Raw genomic sequence first — 17,740 nt, 5'->3', positions numbered from 1 at the left:
CCGCCGGACGGGAGCAGCACTCCCCCCGCGTGTGGTGTCAGTCCGCCAGCGGCAGGTAGACGCGGTTGCCCGAGGCGGCGAACTCGGCGGACTTCTCCGCCATGCCCGCCTGGATCTCGTCGGCCTTCAGGTCCCCGCCGTGCTCACGGCGGATGTCCTGCGAGATCTTCATGGAGCAGAACTTCGGACCGCACATCGAGCAGAAGTGCGCGGTCTTGGCCGGCTCGGCCGGGAGGGTCTCGTCGTGGAACTCACGGGCCGTGTCCGGGTCGAGGGCCAGGTTGAACTGGTCCTCCCAGCGGAACTCGAACCGCGCGTCCGACAGCGCGTCGTCCCACTCCTGGGCACCGGGGTGTCCCTTGGCCAGGTCGGCCGCGTGAGCGGCGATCTTGTAGGTGATGACGCCGGTCTTCACGTCGTCCCGGTTCGGGAGGCCCAGGTGCTCCTTGGGCGTGACGTAGCAGAGCATCGCGGTGCCCCACCAGGCGATCATCGCGGCGCCGATGCCCGAGGTGATGTGGTCGTAGGCGGGCGCGACGTCGGTGGTCAGCGGGCCGAGCGTGTAGAACGGCGCCTCCTCGCAGATCTCCTGCTGGAGGTCGATGTTCTCCTTGATCTTGTGCATCGGGACGTGGCCCGGGCCCTCGATCATGGTCTGCACGTTGTGGCGCTTGGCGATCGTGTTGAGCTCGCCCAGCGTCTTCAGCTCCGCGAACTGGGCCGCGTCGTTGGCGTCCGCGATGGACCCCGGGCGCAGGCCGTCACCCAGCGAGTACGTGACGTCGTACGTCGCGAGGATGTCGCAGAGCTCCTCGAAGTTCGTGTAGAGGAAGTTCTCCTTGTGGTGCGCCAGGCACCAGGCAGCCATGATCGAGCCACCGCGCGAGACGATGCCGGTCTTGCGGCGGGCCGTCAGCGGCACGTAGGGCAACAGCACGCCGGCGTGGACCGTCATGTAGTCGACGCCCTGCTCGGCCTGCTCGATGACCGTGTCCTTGTAGATCTCCCAGGTCAGGTCCTCGGCACGGCCGTCGACCTTCTCCAGCGCCTGGTAGAGCGGCACGGTGCCGATCGGGACGGGGGAGTTGCGCAGGACCCACTCGCGCGTGGTGTGGATGTTGCGGCCGGTCGAGAGGTCCATGACCGTGTCGGCGCCCCACTTGGTCGCCCAGGTCATCTTGTCGACCTCCTCCTCGATGGAGGAGGTGACAGCGGAGTTGCCGATGTTGGCGTTGACCTTCACCAGGAAGCGCTTGCCGATGATCATCGGCTCGATCTCCGGGTGGTTAACGTTCGCGGGAAGCACCGCGCGACCTGCGGCGATCTCCTCACGGACGACCTCGGGGGAGACGTTCTCGCGGATGGCGACGTACTCCATCTCCGGGGTGATCTCGCCCCGGCGGGCGTACGCGAGCTGGGTGACGGCGGCGCCGCCGCGGCCCCGGCGGGGCTGGCGCGGACGGCCCGGGAAGACCGCGTCGAGGTTCTTGAGGCCACCGCGCGGAGAGGTGTGCTTGATGCCGTCGTCCTCGGGGCGCACGGGACGGCCCGCGTACTCCTCGGTGTCACCGCGGCCGATGATCCAGTTCTCGCGCAGCGGCGCGAGTCCCCGGCGGACATCGGTCTCGATCGTCGGATCGGTGTACGGACCGGACGTGTCGTAGAGCGTGACGTCCTTGCCGTTGGTGAGGTGGACCTGGCGGACCGGCACCCGGATGTCGGGGCGGGAGCCCGCCAGGTATCCCTTGTGCCAGCCGGGCTGGCGCTCGGTCTGGCCGTCGGTGTCCTGGCTGACGGCAGGCGTGCGTGCGTCCTGAATGGTCATGAGACCTGATCTCCCTACGCCGGCATTACCCGGTAACAGGTTCGGCGGTCGACGCAGCCTCTTCCCGTACGCATTCTCATGCGCGTACGGTGATCAGCGCCCTCTCAGCCCGGTGCTCCGAGCTCCCGCGTTGTGCAAAGGTGCCCCCACGCTAGCGTCATCTGTGGCGTGCTGAACAGTGGGCCCCCTCATCTCTTGCGATGATCTGCCGGTGAAGTCCTCGCCGCAGCCCCCCAATGAGCTCACAGAACCCACGGGCCAAACCGGTCACGAGCACGCGTCCCACGGACATGCGGCCGGCCCCTCCCACGGCCATTCCCACAGCCACAGCCACGGACCGGCGGCCCCGGTCTCCAAGCACCTGCGCAAGGTCATCGCCGCCGTCCTGATCCCCTTCGCCGCCGCCGTCCTCATCGGCATGGCCGTGCTCTGGCCCGGCGGCGCGCCGGCCCACGAACGCACCGGCGTGGGCTTCGACCGCCAGACCCAGCAGGGCAAGGTCGTCGCTCTGGCGAAGGTCGACTGCAAATCCGTCAACGCCGCCCAAGTGCCCCCCACCGGCGACACCTCCACCCCCCAGGGCCGCGAGGCGCTCGCCGGGCAGAACGGCGAGTGCAAGAAGGCCACCGTCGAGGTCACCAGCGGCCCGGACAAGGGCCGGGCCTTCTTCGAGATCGTCCAGCCCGGCGCGCCACGGCAGTTGTCACAGGATCAGGAGGTGGTGGTCGCCTACGCGCCGGACGCGCCGCGCGACCTCCAGTACTCCGTGATCGACGTGAACCGGAAGGTCCCGATGGCGCTGCTGGCCGCCATCTTCGCCGTCGCGGTCGTCGTCGTCGGCCGGATGCGCGGGCTGTTCGCGCTCATCGCGCTCGTCATCAGCTTCGGCATCCTGACCCTCTTCATCCTCCCGGCGATCCTCCAGGGCTCGAACCCCCTGGTCGTCGCGGTGGTCGGAGCCAGCGCGATCATGCTGATCGCCCTGTACATGTGCCACGGTCTGACGGCCCGGACCTCGGTGGCCGTGCTCGGCACGCTGATCTCGCTGCTGCTGATCGGGCTGCTGGGCTCGTGGTTCATCGACTGGGCGTTCCTCAGCGGGAACACGGACGACAACACCGGGTTGATCCACGGGTTGTACCCCGAAATCGACATGAGCGGTTTGCTGCTCGCAGGAGTGATCATCGGATCGCTCGGCGTGCTCGACGACGTGACGGTCACCCAGACCTCGGCGGTCTGGGAACTGCACCAGGCGGACCCCGGGATGGGCCCCAGGGGCTTGTACCGGGCGGCCATCAGGATCGGCCGCGACCACATCGCCTCGGTGGTCAACACCCTGGTCCTGGCCTACGCCGGCGCCGCACTGCCACTGCTCCTGCTGTTCTCGATCGCGAACAGCAGCATGGGCTCCGTGGCCAACAGCGAGCTGGTCGCGGAGGAGATCGTACGGACGCTGGTGGGCTCGATCGGGCTCGTGGCTTCGGTGCCCGTGACCACGGCGCTGGCCGCGCTGGTGGTTTCGGCGGACCGGCCGGTATCCCCGGCCGCCGCTCCGGCCTCGACACCGGCCCGCGGTGGCCGGGGCCGGCGGCGCAAGCGCTGAAGGAGAGGGAGGGACGGGCGCGGCTGGTCGGGTCGCGCGCGGGCCCCGTCCCGGTGAAGGAGGGCGACGACGTGGCGCTCAGCGCTTCGGCACGCTGAGCCGGTCCGTCGACGGGCGTCGCCTCAGCCCGCGTTGCGCTCGTTCTGCTGCGATCCGGCGAGGATCTTGCCGAGCGCCTCGTCGAGGTTCTCCTCGAAGTCGCCGAGGTTGCGCTCCTGACCGAGTGGAACAAGCCGGTCGGTCCGGTCGAGGAACGCGACGAGTGGCGCCGCGCTGGCGCGGAACAGGGCCCGGTCGCCGCTGACCTGGAGACGGATGTGGACGTCCGACAGCTCTTCCGGGTCGGTGGGGGCGATGTGCACGTCCCCGTCACCGCACGGCTTGTTGATGCCGTCGAGAAGCAGTTCCCGGCCGAACGCCCAGGTCACGGGCGCGTCTCCGGGAAGGTGAAAAGTCAGGCGCACTGCGTAGGGGTCACGAGCGTCGTACCGGAGTTCCACCGGAATCCGGAACGAGAGCTCCTCGGAAACGAGGAAGCTCATCATGACCTCTGCCTGTACCGACTCGCGCATTGCCTACCCCGATGTAGTGGAAGTGGCCAGGAATGATCCCCCAGGACCCTCTTGACAAGAGTGGTGGAAGCGCTAGCAGATCACAAGGAGTGAGTTTTCAGATACTGATAGAGAACGAGAGGGTGCTCAACAGCGCGCCTACTTCACTCCGTAGTCGATCGACCACATAGAGCAACCGGGATTCCTGGTGCACAGGGAGAGAAATCGCCATGGTCGCGGCGGCGTCGCCGGCGGTGATGGGGATGGCCGCACACACCGTGCCCAGGGCGTATTCCTGGCGTTCGACCACGGGCTGCATGCGTTCCCAGGAGCCGATCCGCTGCTCCAGGGCGTGCAGATCGCGCACGGTGTACGGCGTGACGCTCTGGACCGGGTGCCGGTCGTAGTACTCCTTGCGCGTCTTCTCGTCGAGCTGGCCCAGCAGGCACTGGCCGATGGCGTGCGCGTGGCCGGTCTCGCGGAAGTCGGCCCACTCCTCGCAGGCCGGGTGGGCCGGGGTGTCCGAGACGCCCACGACCTCGATCTCACCCTCGCGGAAGACCGCGAAGTAGACGGGCGCCCCGACCGCGTCGCGGAAGTGCGCGAGCGAGTCGAGGATCATGCTGCGACGTTTCTGCTGAAGTCCGCCACCGGCCAGCCGCCCGGCGGCCTCACCGAGGACGAAGACCCCGCTCTCCCGGCGCAGATAGCCCTCGTGCGTCAGGGTGCGCAGCAGGTGGTACGCGGTGGGGAGCGGGAGCCCGGCCTCACGGGCCAGTTGCTTCGCCGGGGCTCCCTCACTATGGGAGCCCACCGCCTCAAGCAACCTCAGCGCCCTCTGCACCGAACCGATGAGAGTCGGCACACCGGCATTGTGAACCGAAGACAAAGCTCACCCCCAGGCGTGGCGGCGGGCTGTGGGGGCCCACCCTGCGGGGGCCGCCCCCGCGTGTGCCGCGGCTCCTGGGGGTCGTGCTCGGCGGCTGTGGCCGTGACCGCCTGTTCAGAGCGGAGGTACCGGCTGTCGGTGCCCAGGGAACGGCACAGATTGCCACTCTATCCACCGATTCCCGGCGTGTGAGCGGATTGACCCCTCACGTTCCCCCGCCTGGGTCAATCCCGGTAGCAGGGGAGGCGGAGCGTCCTACCACTCTCCGGAGGGGGACTTCGCACGGTCTCCGCGGAACTTCTTCACGACGAAGATCAGACCGCCGACGAGCGCGGCGAAGAGCAGCACCTTGAAGACGATCGAGATCAGCGCACCCAGGATGCTGGTGATCACCCCACCGAAGACGAAGAGCGCCAGCAGCGGAACGGCGACCCACTTCACCCACCACGGCATACCCGCGAACATCGCTCGGATCCCGTCCATGTCCCTACCTCTTCCTCGTCCGTGACTTCCTGCTCAAATGCTAGGAGTCCACGGCCTCGTCCGGGGGCCCGCGAGCCCCCGGAACCCCCTGATCCGCCCCCTAGGGGGAGAGGGGCCGCAACCCTCAGCCCTCCGGCGGGGAGAACACCACCATCACCTTCAACGGCTCGGTGATGTGGTGGAACTTGTGCGGCACACCCGCCGGTACGTAGACGACGCTCCCGTTCGCGACGGTCGTCGTCTCCTCCCCCACCGTGATCGAGGCACGGCCGCTCACCACGAAGTACACCTCGTCCTGACGGTGCGGCTGCTGCGGGTCGCTCTGGCCGGCGTCGAGCGCGTACAGCCCCACCGACATGTTCCGCTCGCGCAGGAACTGCAGGTAGGCGCCGTCGTTGGCCGCCCGCTCCGCCTCGAGTTCGTCCAGCCGGAAGGCCTTCATCCTTGTCGTGCCCCTTGCTGTTGCTCAGTGCTGCGCCGGGATCCGCTGATCTGCTGATGTGCGACCAGGATCTTCTCTGCCACGATCAGACACATGACGAATTTCGTAGTCAAGACGCTCGCCAACGCGGCGGCCCTGGCCGTGGCCATCTGGCTGCTCGCGGGCATCACGCTCGACGACGGCAGCAGCATGGGCCGCCGCACTCTCACGCTGATCCTGGTCGCGCTGGTCTTCGGCCTGGTCAACTTCATCGTCAAGCCCGTGGTGAAGCTGCTGTCGTTCCCGCTCTTCGTCCTCACCCTGGGCCTGTTCACCCTCGTCGTGAACGCCCTGATGCTGCTGCTGACCTCGTGGCTGGCCGAGCAGTTCAACCTCAGTTTCCACGTCGACGGCTTCTGGACCGCGGTCCTCGGCGGCCTGATCATCTCCATCGTCTCCTGGGCCGTGAACCTGGCCCTGCCCGACAAGCGCTGAGCGGCCGCCCATGTACCGCGTGTGCTTCGTCTGCACCGGCAACATATGCCGCTCGCCCATGGCCGAGGCCGTCTTCCGCTCCCACGTGGCCGAGGCCGGGCTCGACGGCCTGGTCGAGGTGGACAGCGCCGGCACCGGCGGCTGGCACGAGGGCGACGGCGCCGACCCGCGCACCGTCGCCGTCCTGGAGGCCGCCGGGTACGAGCAGGCCCACCGGGCCCGGCAGTTCCGGACCTCCTGGTTCGACCGTCTCGACCTCGTCATCGCGCTCGACGTCGGCCACCTGCGTGACCTGCGCGCCCTCGCCGCCACCCCCGAGGACGCCGCGAAGGTCCGCCTGCTGCGCTCCTACGACCCGGCGGCCCGGGCCGCCGCCCGTGACGACGTACCGGACGCCCTCGACGTACCGGACCCCTACTACGGCTCGCTCGACGGGTTCCACGCATGCCTGGAGCAGGTCGAAGCGGCGAGCCCCGGCCTGCTGGACGCCGTACGCGCCGCAGTGAAGGAGCACTCCCTGTGAACGCCCACCCCGCCGGCGAGGCGGACGGCGCGCCCCGGTACGGCGAGGGGACCCGGGCCGTGCGCGCCGGACTGCCCGAGCCCGTCAAGAACGAGCCGCCGCTGCCCGGACCGGTCTTCGCCGCCCACTTCCACCTACCCGGCGACGTGACGGGCCCGTACCAGTACGGCCGCGACACCAACCCCACCTGGACCCTGCTGGAACGGGCCATCGGCGAGCTGGAGGCCCCGGGCCGGGACGACGTGGACACCGTCGTCTTCGCCTCCGGCATGGCGGCCGTCTCCGCCGTCCTGCTCTCCCAGGCCCGCACCGGCGACACCGTCGTCCTGCCCGACGACGGTTACCAGGCGCTGCCCCTGGTCCGCGAGCAGCTCGAGGCGTACGGGATCCACGTGCGCACCGCGCCGACCGCGGACGACGCCCAGCTCCGGGCCCTCGACGGGGCGCGTCTCCTGTGGATCGAAACCCCGTCCAACCCGGGGCTCGACGTCTGCGACGTACGCCGCCTCGTGGCGGCCGCGCACGCCGGCGGCACCCTGGTCGCCGTCGACAACACCCTCGCGACCCCGCTCGGGCAGCGGCCGCTGGAATTCGGCGCGGACTTCTCCGTGGCCAGCGGGACCAAGGGGCTCACCGGCCACGGCGACCTGCTGCTCGGCTACGTCGTGTGCCGCGACCGGGAGCTCGCCGCGGGCATCCGCCGCTGGCGCAAGATCGTCGGTGCGATCCCGGGCCCGATGGAGGCGTGGCTCGCCCACCGCTCCCTGGCCACCATCCAGCTGCGTGCCGAGCGCCAGTGGGGCAACGCACTGGCCGTGGCGGAGGCATTGGCCGACCGCACCGAGATCACCGGGCTGCGCTACCCCGGCCTCCCGTCGGACCCGTCCCACAAGACGGCCGCCCGGCAGATGAGCGGTTTCGGCTCGGTGGTCTCCTTCACCCTGCCGGACCGCGCGCACGCGGAGCGCTTCATGGAGGCCCTGCACCTGGTGGAGAACGCCACGAGTTTCGGTGGAGTACGGTCCACCGCCGAGCGGCGCGGACGCTGGGGCGGGGACGCCGTCCCGGAGGGCTTCATCCGCTTCTCCGCCGGCGCCGAGAACCCCGAGGACTTGGTCGCGGACGTGCTGCGCGCCCTCGATCGCGCCGCGTCCGGGGCCTGAACCAGGCGGGGCAGGACGGTCCGAGCCTCCCCCCTGGTGGCTCGGACCGCCCCGGTTCCCTCACACAAGAACCTCGACGACAAGGCTAGTTGACCCAGCGTCAGAGTCCAATCACGGTAACGACAGGGGCCTATCGGCATATTTATAGTTGAAGGCCCCCACCGAGAGGGGCCGAAAAATGGACCTGGCCCTGCTGCGTACCTTCGTTGCCGTGCACCGGGCCGGCTCGTTCACCCGGGCCGCCTCGCTCCTCGGGCTGTCCCAGCCCGCCGTCACCTCACAGATCCGCACCCTCGAACGCCAGATCGGCCGGCCCCTCTTCCACCGCCGGGCCCGCGGCGTCACCCCCACCGCCGTCGGTGACGAGCTGGCCCACAAGGCCGCCCCGCACCTCGACGCCCTGCTGCGGATCACCGAGACCGAGCGCGAAGCCGCCGGGGCGTTACGCACCCTGCACCTCGCCGGACCCCCGGAGTTCCTGTCCCTGCGGGTGCTGCCCGTCCTCGCCCCGCTCGTCGGACAGGGCCAGACCCTGCGCACCGCCCTCGCTCCCGACGCGAAGGAGACCCTGGACGGGCTGGCCGCCGGACAGCACGACCTGGTCGTCACCACCTCCCGGCCGCGCGGCGGCCTGTTCACCGCCAGCGCCCTCTGCGACGAGGAACAGGTCCTGGTCGCGGCGCCGTACTGGGCCGCCCTGGTCGACCGGGCCGAACTGCTCGACAAGGGCCCGGTGGCCCTCGAAGGGATCCCGGTCGTCGAGGTCCACGAGAGCCTGCCGCTCGTCACCCGCTACTGGGGCGCCGTCTTCGACCTCGTCCCCGAATGCGCCGCCACCGTCGTGGTGCCCGATCTGCGGGCCGTCCTGGAATGCGTACAGGCAGGTGGCGGCCTCGCCGTCCTGCCCCGCTACCTGTGCCGGGAGGCCCTGGACTCCGGCCGGATCGTCGCCCTGCTCGATCCCGCCGTGCCACCGCTGCGCACCTGGTTCCTCGTCGTGCGGGCCGGCAGCCTGGGCCTCGCCCATCTCGCACGGGCCCACGACCGCCTCGTACGCGCCGCCGCGCACTGGTGAGCCCCCGCTTCCGGCCCCGTGACGCGTTTGCGGAGCGGAGTCCTGGGCCACTCTTCTCCCATGACCGAACGTCCAGTGGTCAAACGCACCGCCCGCGCGATCCTGCTCGACGGTGACGACCTGATCCTCATCAAGCGCACCAAGCCCGGCGTCGACCCGTACTGGGTCACCCCAGGCGGGGGAGTGGAGTCCTCGGACGCCACTGTCGTCGACGCCCTCCACCGGGAACTCCACGAGGAACTCGGAGCGAAGATCACCGATGTGGTCCCCTGCTTCGTCGACACCGTCGAGCACATCGCCTCCGGGGGAGTGACCGGGGTCAAGGTGCAGCACTTCTTCGTCTGCCACCTCGAATCGATGGACCCCGGCCTGCGGCACGGCCCCGAGATCGACGAGCCCGAGGGCGAGTACGAGATCGTCCGCGTGCCGTTCAGCCGGGTCGGCATCGCCGCCGTCCATCTCGTCCCGCTCTCCCTGCGCCACTACCTCGACGGGAACATCGAGGGGGTGCGCGCCATGCACGCACCCGATCTGGGCTGAGCACGCCGGGGAGCCGGCCGGCCCGTACCGGTCTCAGCCGGCGACGCCCGCCAGCTCCTCGACCGCGTCGTAGCGGATCCGCTCCCCCGGGATGCCGATCCGCTTGAGCGCGTCCACACCGCTGCGGATCATCGCCGGGGGACCCGAGATGAAGGCGTCGTACGAGCTCCAGGGCCCGTGCTCGCCGACCGCCTGGGGCAGCTGGCCCGCCAGCCCCTCACCGACCACCGGCCGTACCGACAGCCACGGGTGGGAGCGCTGGAGCCCCAGCAGGGTGTCCTTGTCGTAGAGGTCGTCGTCGCTGCGGGCCCCGAAGAAGACCTCCATCGGGCGCCGCTCACCGTGCCCGGCCACGTCCTCGATCAGCGCCTTGATCGGCGCGATGCCGGTACCGCCGCCCAGGCACAGCATCCCGTTGTCGGTGCTGTGGTCCACCACCATCGATCCCGCCGGCGGCCCCAGCCGGAGCACGTCCCCCGGCCTGGCGTGCCGCACCAGGGCGTTGGAGACCCAGCCCGCCGGAACGGCCTTGACATGGAACGACAGCAGTCCGTCCGCGCGGGGCGCCGAGGCGAAGGAGTAGTGCCGCCAGACCCGTGGCCACCACGGGGTCTCCAGGCTCGTGTACTGGCCGGCGAGGAAGGGGTACGGCTGGTCGGGGCGGACCGTCAGCACCGCGATGTCCGGGGTCCGCAGATCGTGCGAGACCACCTCCGCGTGCCACCAGGCCGGTGCCCTCGTCTCGTCCTCGGCGGCCGCGTCGATCATGATCTGGGAGATGGCGGTGTACGCGCGGACCCAAGCCGCCTCGGTCTCCGGCCCCCAGGTGCGCTCCGCGTACCGGGTCAGGGCCCCGATCAGGGCCTCTCCCACGGCCGGGTAGTGCGCTGCCATGGTGCCGTACTTGCGGTGACCGGTGCCGAGCCGGCGCAGGTAGGGGGTGAGCACCTCCGGGTCGTCGATGTGTTCGGCGGCGGTCAGCAGTGCCTTCAGCAGCCGGTCTCGCTGCGCGTCCATGGCCGCGGGGAACATCCCCCGGACGTCGGGGTGCCCCGTGAAGACCAGAGCGTAGAAGTACGAGGTGACTTTGTCGGCGACGGGTGCGATCTCCGCGAGGGTCCGGCGGATGAGCACGGCATCCGGGGAGGGCTCTTTCGCACCGCCTCCGGAGGGTATCCGGCCCGTCGGTCTTGCCGATCTGGTGGGCGGAGCGTCCATGTGGTGCCTCGCTTCGAGCATCTCGGTCGGGTCTGCACACGCCACGGCCGCGAATCCGTGGTTCCGGATTTCACAGCGTGCCAGCCGACCAAGAGCACTGCGGGGGAATGGGGAAATTGCGCGTTTCGAACCCCCTTTCCCCTTAAGATGCCGCGACTCCCGGGCGTGCCCCACCGAGAAGCTGGTATGCCTCGCGCAGGTCACGGCCCTCGTAGACGTAGGTCGCACGCTCCGCCAGATACGGCCGTGCGTTCACCGCCACCGACCTCGGGACCGCCTCGAAGAGGACGGCGTCGGTCATGGAGTCCCCGTACGCCACGCAGTGGTCCCGGGTCACGCCGAACCGCGCGCACAGCCGGTCTGCGACATCCACCTTCCCCTCGGGCGTGAGGATCCCCGCCGCGTCGACGGGCCGGGTGAAGGGAACCTCCGGGAAGACCGAGCCGTGCGCGGCGTGCGCACCCCACTCCAGCAGCAGCTCGACGAAGAAGGAGGGGGACAGGGAGATCACCGCGCAGTAGTCGCCGCGCTCGCGGATCTCCGTCCAGACGTCGCGGATCCCGGCCAGCCAGGGAGCTCCCTCGAACGCCGCCCGGACGTGCGCCGGGGTGAGTTCCGACCACAGCTCGCGCGCCGCCGTCGAGAACTGGTGGGGACCGATCTCCCGGGCTCCGAACGCCCGCTCCAGCTCCGCGATCTCCGCGCCCACGCCGAGCTGCCGGGAGATCTCTACCGGTGCGGCCGAGCCGTACATCAGTGTTCCGTCGAGATCGAAGAGATGGAGCAGTGTCATAGCGGTCGAGGCTAGCCCCTCGGTTTCACGTGAAACAACCGATGTTTCACGTGAAACCAGGCGATGTTTCACGTGAAACCGAGCGACGTTTCACGTGAAACATCGCCCCGGGCCGCCCAAACCCCCTGGACTCCCCGGCGATCGGTGATCCACTCTGGGCCGGTGACACCACCACCGCTCAACGACCTGCCGATCCGCACGCTGAGGCCGGACGACCTCCGTCACTGCGCCGACCTGTCCGAGGACCGCGGCTGGCCCCGCGAGGACCACAAGTGGGGGCTGCTGCTCGCCGCCGGTAACGGCTACGGCATCGACGCACCCGACGGCAGCGGGCTCGCCGCAGCCTGCGTGGTCACCCACTACGGAGACCGCCAGGCCAAACCCGACCTCGCCGCCATCGGCATGGTGCTCGTCGCCGACCGCTACTCCCGCAAGGGACTGGGGCGCCGACTGATGGTCCACGTGTGCGACGAGGTACTCGCCGGCATCCCGCTCACCCTGCACGCCACCCCGTACGGCCGCCCGCTCTACGAGGAGCTCGGCTTCGCCGTCACCGGGCGGGCGGAGATGCTCTGGGGCACCTTCCGGCCCGCGCCGGGCAGCCCCGCCACCGACACCGGCCGAGTGCGGCCGGCCACCGCCGAGGACCTCTCCGGGATCATCCGCCTGGACACCGAGGTCTTCGGCATCGACCGCACCCACCTCCTCACGCGCCTGCCCGCCTTCGCCGACCAGCTGCTCGTCGCCGAGGACACCTCCGGCGGCCTCATCGGCTACAGCGCCGCCTGGCCCAACATGGACACCCATGTCGTCGGCCCGCTGATCGCCCGGGACACCGCCACGGCGCAGGCACTCGTGACCGCCCTGGCCGCAGGCACCGAACGCCCCCTGCGTACCGATGTCGACGTACGCCACGAGGAGCTGCTCACGTGGCTCAAGGAGCGGGGACTGGAGTCCGTGGCCTTCAACGCCGTCATGACCCGCGACATCCCCGGCCTGCCCGGCGACTGGACCCGCCGCTGGGCCCCGCTCACCGTGGCCGCGGGCTGAGGAACACCACGGGCGAGACCGCCACCAGCAGACAACGCCGCAGGCCGACCCGGCCGCAGGCACAGACAAGGACAACCGCCATGAGCGAAACCCCTGAACTGATCATCCGCCCCGCAGTCGAGGCGGACCTGCCGGAGATCGTCGCCATGCTCGCCGACGACCCGCTCGGCGCCACCCGCGAGTCCCCGGACGACCTGGTCCCGTACGTCGCGGCCCTCAAGCGGCTGACCGACGACCCCCACCAGCACGTGGTCGTCGCCGTCCGCGGCGAGCGCGTCGTGGGCACCCTCCAGCTGACGATCGTCCCCGGCCTGTCCCGCAAGGGCTCCACCCGCTCCATCATCGAAGGCGTACGCGTGCACGCGGACGAGCGCGGCAACGGCCTGGGCACCCGGTTCGTCGAGTGGGCCGTCGACCGGTCCCGCGAGGAGGGCTGCCAGCTCGTCCAGCTCACCTCGGACGTCTCGCGCACCGACGCCCACCGCTTCTACGAGCGGCTCGGATTCACCGCTTCCCACGTCGGGTTCAAGCTCGCGCTCTGACCGCAGCCGCCCCCCGATCGGGCCGGGCCGCCGTCGGTGGCCCGGCCTACCATCGGGAGGATGAGTCCCCGCCTCCGCCTCGTCACGACCGCCGAGCGTCGCCACCGGCTCGGCCGGCGGCACCTCCTGGCCCCCTCGGCCCGCACCACCACGCCGGGGCTGGCCGCGGACGCGGTCGTCGCCCTCCACGCCACGGACGCCGCGACCGTCTACCTCTCCGCCCGGGCCCGCCTGCGCGAGGGCGGCCCGGCCGAGATCGAACGGGCCCTGTACGAGGAGGTCGGCCTCGTCCGCATGCTCAGCATGCGCAACACGCTCTTCGCCGTCTCCATCGAACTCGCGCCCTACGTGGACGCCTCCTGCGCCCGGGGCATCGCGGCGAAGGAACGCCGGACCCTGCTCAAGCACCTCGAACAGGACGGCCAGGGCCTGGACGCCGACTGGCTGGCCCGGGCCGAGACGGCCGCCCTCGACGCGCTCGACGCCCACGGCCCCTCGACCGGCAGCCAGCTCTCCGCGGCCGTGCCCGCCCTCCGACAGAAGATCACCATCGCCCGGGGCAAGAAGTACGAGACCGAGACCGGTGTCGCCACCCGCGTCATCCGCCTCCTCGCGGCGGACGGCCGGATCCGGCGCGACCGGCCACGCGGATCGTGGACCTCCAGCCAGTACCGCTGGGTGCACACGCGGCCCTGGCCCCACCTGCCCGCCGCCGAGGCCCGCGCCGAGATCGCCCGGCGCTGGCTGCACGCCTACGGGCCGGCCACCGAGGCCGACCTCAAGTGGTGGACCGGCTGGACCCTCACCGACGTACGCGAGGCCCTGACGGCCGTGGGCCCCGAACAGGTCCGCCTGGAGGACGGTACGACAGCCCTCGTCGGCCCCGGCGACACCGCTCCCGAACCCGCCCCGGAGCCCTGGGCGGCACTGCTGCCCGCCCTCGACCCCAGCGCCATGGGCTGGGCCGACCGGACCTTCCACCTCGACCCCGCCCACCGGGCCGCCCTCTTCGACTACTCGGGCAACATCGGCCCGACCGTGTGGTGGAACGGCGAGATCGTCGGGGGCTGGGCCCAGCGGGCCGACGGAGAGATCGTCTGGCGGCTTCTGGGCAGCCCCGGCGGGGACGCCGAAAAGGCGGTCACCGCCGAGGCCCCGCGGCTCGCGGACTGGGTGGGCGGGGCCCGCGTCACCCCGCGCTTCCGCACCCCGCTGGAGCGCGAACTGACCGCCTGAGCAAGGCCGTCAGCAGGCTCCAGCCAGGGAACGCACCGTCAGCCGATGCCCCGCCAGCCCTGCGGGTCCACCCCGCCGGGCACCGGGGCCTGGGGGTCGTAGGGCTCGCGCGTGAACACGAACGACCCGAGGTCCAGATGGCTGAGGGAGCCGTCGCCCCGCCGTACCGCGCGCAGCGTCTCACCCGCGTAGTAACCCGTCAGACCAGTCCACGTACCGTCCGACTCACCGCGGAAGCGGGCCGCCCGGCCGCTCGCACCCGCCGGGCCGAGCTCCAGCGAACCGTCGTACCGCAGGCGCAGCACGTGGGCCGCGGTGCCCCAGTACCAGGTGCCGCACAGCTCCACGGGCACCTGGTCGGCCTCCCTGAACGGCCGCCACGGCTCGGGGAACCGGGGCTCCGCCTGTGCGACGATCCGGATGAGGTCCGTCGCCACCATCGAAGGCCCCACCCCCGACGTGCAGTTCGCCAGGACCACCGCCGCCAGGTCCTCCTCCTCGCTCAGCCACAGGGCCGCGAGGAAACCGGGAAGGGAGCCACTGTGTCCGGCGAGCCTGCGCCCGTCCTGCACGCTCAGCTGCACGCCGAGTCCGTAGCCGGCCTCCTCGGACCCGGGCTCGGGGGCCACCGCGGGGGTACGCATCTCCCGTACGCTCTCCGCGCTCAGTACCCGCTCGTCGCCCCGGGTCAGGAAGACCGCGAACTTCGCCAGGTCACCGGTCGTGGACCACAACTGCCCGGCCGGGGCCATGACTCCCAGGTCCTCCGCCGGCTCCGGCATCATCAGGTCCGCCCACGGGTGCACCGCCCAGCCTCCGGCGTGCGGGGCCCGCGGCTGCCCGCTCGTACGGTCCAGCCCCAGCGGCTCCAGCACCTCCGCCCGCAGCACGTCCTCCCAGGGCTTGCCGCGCAGCGCCTCGACGAGCGAACCGAGCAGGGTGTAGCCCGGGTTGGAGTAGTGGTGCCTGCGGCCCGGCTCGTGCTTGAAGGGGTCCTCGCCCAGCACCTCGTCGAGGCCAGGCCGCAGCTCGGCCGACGACCGTTCCCACCAGGCGCCCGGGGTCTCGGCCGCCAGCCCGCCGGTGTGGGAGAGCAGTTGGCCGATGGTCACCGCGTCGGCGCCCGTCCCGGGAAGGTGCCTGCCCAGCGGATCGGAGAGGTCCAGGAGCCCCTCGTCGCGCAGCCGCATGACCAGAACGGCCGTGAAGGTCTTGGTGATCGACCCGATCCGGTACTGCACGCCGCCGTCCGGGCCGTGGCCCTCGACGGAGGTACGGGAGCCCTCCCAGACCACCTCGCCGCCCCGTACGACGGCGGCCACCAGAGACGGGGACCGGCCCTCGCTCTGCGCGACGGCGATCCGGTGCCTCAGCGCGCGCCGGGTGGAGGGTAGAAGTTCCAGGTCTTCAGAGAGCTCATCCATGCTCGGGATGCTACGTGTTGGCCATGTCCACGAACCGCGAATAATGGCCCTGGAAGGCCACGGTGATGGTGGCCGTGGGGCCGTTACGGTGCTTGGCCACGATCAGGTCCGCCTCGCCGGCGCGGGGGGACTCCTTCTCGTACGCGTCCTCGCGGTGCAGCAGGATCACCATGTCGGCGTCCTGCTCGATGGAGCCCGACTCACGCAGGTCGGAGACCATCGGCTTCTTGTCGGTGCGCTGTTCGGGGCCACGGTTCAGCTGGGAGAGCGCGATCACCGGCACCTCCAGCTCCTTGGCCAGCAGCTTGAGGTTTCGGGACATGTCCGAGACCTCCTGCTGGCGGCTCTCGGGACGGCGCGAGCCGCCCGACTGCATCAGCTGGAGATAGTCGATGACGACGAGCGAGAGGTCGTTGCGCTGCTTGAGCCGGCGGCACTTGGCGCGGATCTCCATCATCGACAGGTTGGGCGAGTCGTCGATGTAGAGGGGCGCGGCCGAGACGTCCGGCATGCGGCGGGCCAGCCGGGTCCAGTCGTCGTCGGTCATGGTGCCCGAGCGCATGTGGTGCAGCGCCACCCGGGCCTCGGCCGACAGGAGGCGCATCGCGATCTCGTTGCGCCCCATTTCGAGGGAGAAGATGACGCTGGGCAGGTTGGCCTTGATGGAGCAGGCCCGAGCGAAGTCCAGCGCGAGCGTCGACTTTCCCATGGCGGGCCGGGCCGCGATGACGATCATCTGGCCCGGGTGCAGGCCGTTGGTCAGGGAGTCCAGGTCGGTGAACCCTGTCGGGACGCCGGACATCTGGCCGCTGCGCGAACCGATGGCCTCGATCTCGTCGAGCGCGCCCTCCATGATGTCGCCGAGCGGCAGGTAGTCCTCGGAGGTCCGCTGCTCGGTGACGGCGTAGATCTCGGCCTGGGCGCTGTTGACGATCTCGTCGACGTCGCCGTCGGCCGCGTAGCCCATCTGTGTGATCTTCGTACCGGCCGCGACCAGGCGGCGCAGGACGGCTCTCTCGTGGACGATCTCGGCGTAGTACTCGGCGTTCGCCGCCGTGGGCACGGACTGCACGAGGGTGTGCAGGTACGAAGCCCCGCCGACCTTGCTGATCTCGCCGCGCCGGGTCAGCTCCGCGCCGACCGTGATCGGGTCGGCCGGCTCGCCCTTGGCGTAGAGGTCGAGGATGGCCTGGTAGATCGTCTCGTGCGAGGGCCGGTAGAAGTCGTGGCCCTTGAGGACCTCGACCACGTCGGCGATCGCGTCCTTGGACAGGAGCATGCCGCCGAGCACGGACTGTTCGGCGTCGAGGTCCTGCGGCGGGACGCGCTCGAAGCCGCCGCCGCCACCGTCCCAGGAGCCGCCCTCGCGGCCCCGGTCGCTCTGCTCGTCCCCGCGGCCGCGGCCTTCGCCGTTACGGCGCGGACGGGCGGGCAGACGGTCACTGGGACCGCTGTCGGCCCAGGGGTCGTCCATGGGCTCGGGCATGTTCACCGGGCCGCCTCCTCCCGTCCGCAACGCGGACCTCGCCGTGCCACTCTTTCTACGACACGGCTCTGACATTTGGGGCACCCGGATCGGCTCTCGGCGCGTCGGGCAACGCACAACGGTAGAGCCGCGAGCGACGTCAGCCAATCTTGTTATCCACAGGCTGTGTGGATGAGATGTGGATGACGGAGCGAATGCTGTGGGTAAGTCACCCGAAGCTGTGCACGGACCGGGGGACGACGCTGTGGACAAAATCACCCACCCCTCCCTTACACCCCATCTGACCTGCACTTTCTCCTTCCAGGCCCTGTGAGGGAGAAAAATCTTCGCCACTGTCTCAAGATCGCCTCCAACGGGGCGCGGAGAACGCCCAAGTCAGGGACTTGGTAAGGAGCTCTGGACTCTTGCGTCTATTACCTGTGG

General features: G+C 70.5%; 18 protein-coding genes and 1 riboswitch. Of the genes, 9 read left to right on the top strand and 9 right to left on the bottom strand.

What is annotated here, in order from left to right; translation table 11 throughout:
* Positions 1–37 precede the first annotated feature (37 nt).
* Complete coding sequence (gene thiC, locus OOK31_RS20765; RefSeq protein ID WP_267088774.1) at positions 38–1,825, bottom strand: phosphomethylpyrimidine synthase ThiC; 1,788 nt, start codon at positions 1,823–1,825, stop codon at positions 38–40.
* A riboswitch (TPP riboswitch) is annotated at positions 1,820–1,964 on the bottom strand. It overlaps the preceding gene by 6 nt.
* Before the next feature lie 39 nt (positions 1,965–2,003).
* On the opposite strand from thiC, the gene OOK31_RS20760 reads away from it, so the two are divergent.
* Positions 2,004–3,428 carry a YibE/F family protein gene (locus OOK31_RS20760; protein WP_267088773.1) on the top strand — a complete coding sequence of 475 codons (1,425 nt, stop codon included), beginning with the start codon at positions 2,004–2,006 and terminating at the stop codon, positions 3,426–3,428.
* A gap of 122 nt (positions 3,429–3,550) precedes the next feature.
* Here the strand turns inward: OOK31_RS20760 and OOK31_RS20755 are convergent, their stop codons facing one another.
* The 4 genes from OOK31_RS20755 to OOK31_RS20740 all read right to left on the bottom strand — a co-directional run bounded on the left by OOK31_RS20755 (position 3,551) and on the right by OOK31_RS20740 (position 5,793).
* Positions 3,551–4,000 (bottom strand): SsgA family sporulation/cell division regulator, encoded by a 450-nt coding sequence (locus tag OOK31_RS20755; RefSeq protein WP_267088772.1) that lies wholly within the window; start codon positions 3,998–4,000, stop codon positions 3,551–3,553.
* A gap of 97 nt (positions 4,001–4,097) precedes the next feature.
* On the bottom strand, positions 4,098–4,844 hold the full coding sequence (locus OOK31_RS20750) for an IclR family transcriptional regulator (protein ID WP_267088771.1): 747 nt from the start codon (positions 4,842–4,844) through the stop codon (positions 4,098–4,100).
* Between the two features lie 279 nt (positions 4,845–5,123).
* On the bottom strand, positions 5,124–5,351 hold the full coding sequence (locus OOK31_RS20745) for a DUF5326 family protein (RefSeq protein ID WP_267088770.1): 228 nt from the start codon (positions 5,349–5,351) through the stop codon (positions 5,124–5,126).
* Positions 5,352–5,475: 124 nt separating this feature from the next.
* Positions 5,476–5,793 carry a cupin domain-containing protein gene (locus OOK31_RS20740; protein WP_030225259.1) on the bottom strand — a complete coding sequence of 106 codons (318 nt, stop codon included), beginning with the start codon at positions 5,791–5,793 and terminating at the stop codon, positions 5,476–5,478.
* 93 nt (positions 5,794–5,886) lie between these two features.
* Here OOK31_RS20740 and OOK31_RS20735 point away from each other — a divergent pair, with 93 nt between their 5' ends.
* From OOK31_RS20735 to OOK31_RS20715, 5 genes are all read left to right on the top strand, one after another.
* Positions 5,887–6,267 (top strand): phage holin family protein, encoded by a 381-nt coding sequence (locus OOK31_RS20735; protein ID WP_267088769.1) that lies wholly within the window; start codon positions 5,887–5,889, stop codon positions 6,265–6,267.
* Between the two features lie 10 nt (positions 6,268–6,277).
* On the top strand, positions 6,278–6,790 hold the full coding sequence (locus OOK31_RS20730) for a low molecular weight protein-tyrosine-phosphatase (RefSeq protein ID WP_267088768.1): 513 nt from the start codon (positions 6,278–6,280) through the stop codon (positions 6,788–6,790).
* Positions 6,787–7,953, top strand: coding sequence for a cystathionine gamma-lyase (locus OOK31_RS20725; RefSeq protein ID WP_267088767.1), 1,167 nt, complete (start codon positions 6,787–6,789; stop codon positions 7,951–7,953). Before OOK31_RS20730 ends, OOK31_RS20725 begins: the two co-directional genes overlap by 4 nt.
* Positions 7,954–8,131: 178 nt before the next feature.
* On the top strand, positions 8,132–9,028 hold the full coding sequence (locus OOK31_RS20720) for a LysR family transcriptional regulator (RefSeq protein WP_267088766.1): 897 nt from the start codon (positions 8,132–8,134) through the stop codon (positions 9,026–9,028).
* 60 nt (positions 9,029–9,088) lie between these two features.
* The gene (locus OOK31_RS20715) at positions 9,089–9,568 is read left to right on the top strand and encodes an NUDIX domain-containing protein (RefSeq protein WP_267088765.1); all 480 of its coding nucleotides are present in this window, start codon (positions 9,089–9,091) and stop codon (positions 9,566–9,568) included.
* Positions 9,569–9,601: 33 nt separating this feature from the next.
* On the opposite strand, the gene OOK31_RS20710 is transcribed toward OOK31_RS20715, so the two are convergent.
* Together OOK31_RS20710 and OOK31_RS20705 are read right to left on the bottom strand one after the other, a co-directional pair.
* Positions 9,602–10,960, bottom strand: a complete 1,359-nt coding sequence (locus OOK31_RS20710; protein WP_267088764.1) for a globin domain-containing protein — start codon at positions 10,958–10,960, stop codon at positions 9,602–9,604.
* Complete coding sequence (locus OOK31_RS20705) at positions 10,929–11,579, bottom strand: HAD family phosphatase (RefSeq protein WP_267088763.1); 651 nt, start codon at positions 11,577–11,579, stop codon at positions 10,929–10,931. The genes OOK31_RS20710 and OOK31_RS20705 overlap by 32 nt, the downstream gene beginning before the upstream one ends.
* 162 nt (positions 11,580–11,741) lie before the next feature.
* Here OOK31_RS20705 and OOK31_RS20700 point away from each other — a divergent pair, with 162 nt between their 5' ends.
* The 3 genes from OOK31_RS20700 (at position 11,742) to OOK31_RS20690 (ending at position 14,407) form a co-directional block, all read left to right on the top strand.
* Positions 11,742–12,629 (top strand): GNAT family N-acetyltransferase, encoded by an 888-nt coding sequence (locus OOK31_RS20700; protein WP_267088762.1) that lies wholly within the window; start codon positions 11,742–11,744, stop codon positions 12,627–12,629.
* Positions 12,630–12,709: 80 nt separating this feature from the next.
* Positions 12,710–13,171: a GNAT family N-acetyltransferase gene (locus OOK31_RS20695; protein WP_267088761.1), complete on the top strand. Its 462-nt coding sequence runs from the start codon at positions 12,710–12,712 to the stop codon at positions 13,169–13,171.
* A gap of 60 nt (positions 13,172–13,231) precedes the next feature.
* A complete protein-coding gene (locus tag OOK31_RS20690) occupies positions 13,232–14,407 on the top strand; it encodes a winged helix DNA-binding domain-containing protein (RefSeq protein WP_267088760.1) in 1,176 nt (391 codons plus the stop codon).
* A gap of 38 nt (positions 14,408–14,445) precedes the next feature.
* On the opposite strand, the gene OOK31_RS20685 is transcribed toward OOK31_RS20690, so the two are convergent.
* Positions 14,446–15,831, bottom strand: a complete 1,386-nt coding sequence (locus OOK31_RS20685) for a serine hydrolase (protein ID WP_267088759.1) — start codon at positions 15,829–15,831, stop codon at positions 14,446–14,448.
* Positions 15,832–15,841: 10 nt separating this feature from the next.
* On the bottom strand, positions 15,842–17,305 hold the full coding sequence (gene dnaB, locus OOK31_RS20680) for a replicative DNA helicase (protein ID WP_267088950.1): 1,464 nt from the start codon (positions 17,303–17,305) through the stop codon (positions 15,842–15,844).
* Between the last annotated feature and the right edge of the window lie 435 nt (positions 17,306–17,740).

The sequence above is a fragment of the Streptomyces sp. NBC_00249 genome (genome assembly GCF_026342355.1).
In the GTDB taxonomy this organism is placed as follows: Bacteria; Actinomycetota; Actinomycetes; order Streptomycetales; family Streptomycetaceae; genus Streptomyces.
The sequence above is the reverse complement of the archived record's forward strand: the minus strand, read 5'-3'. Positions and strand labels throughout refer to the sequence as shown.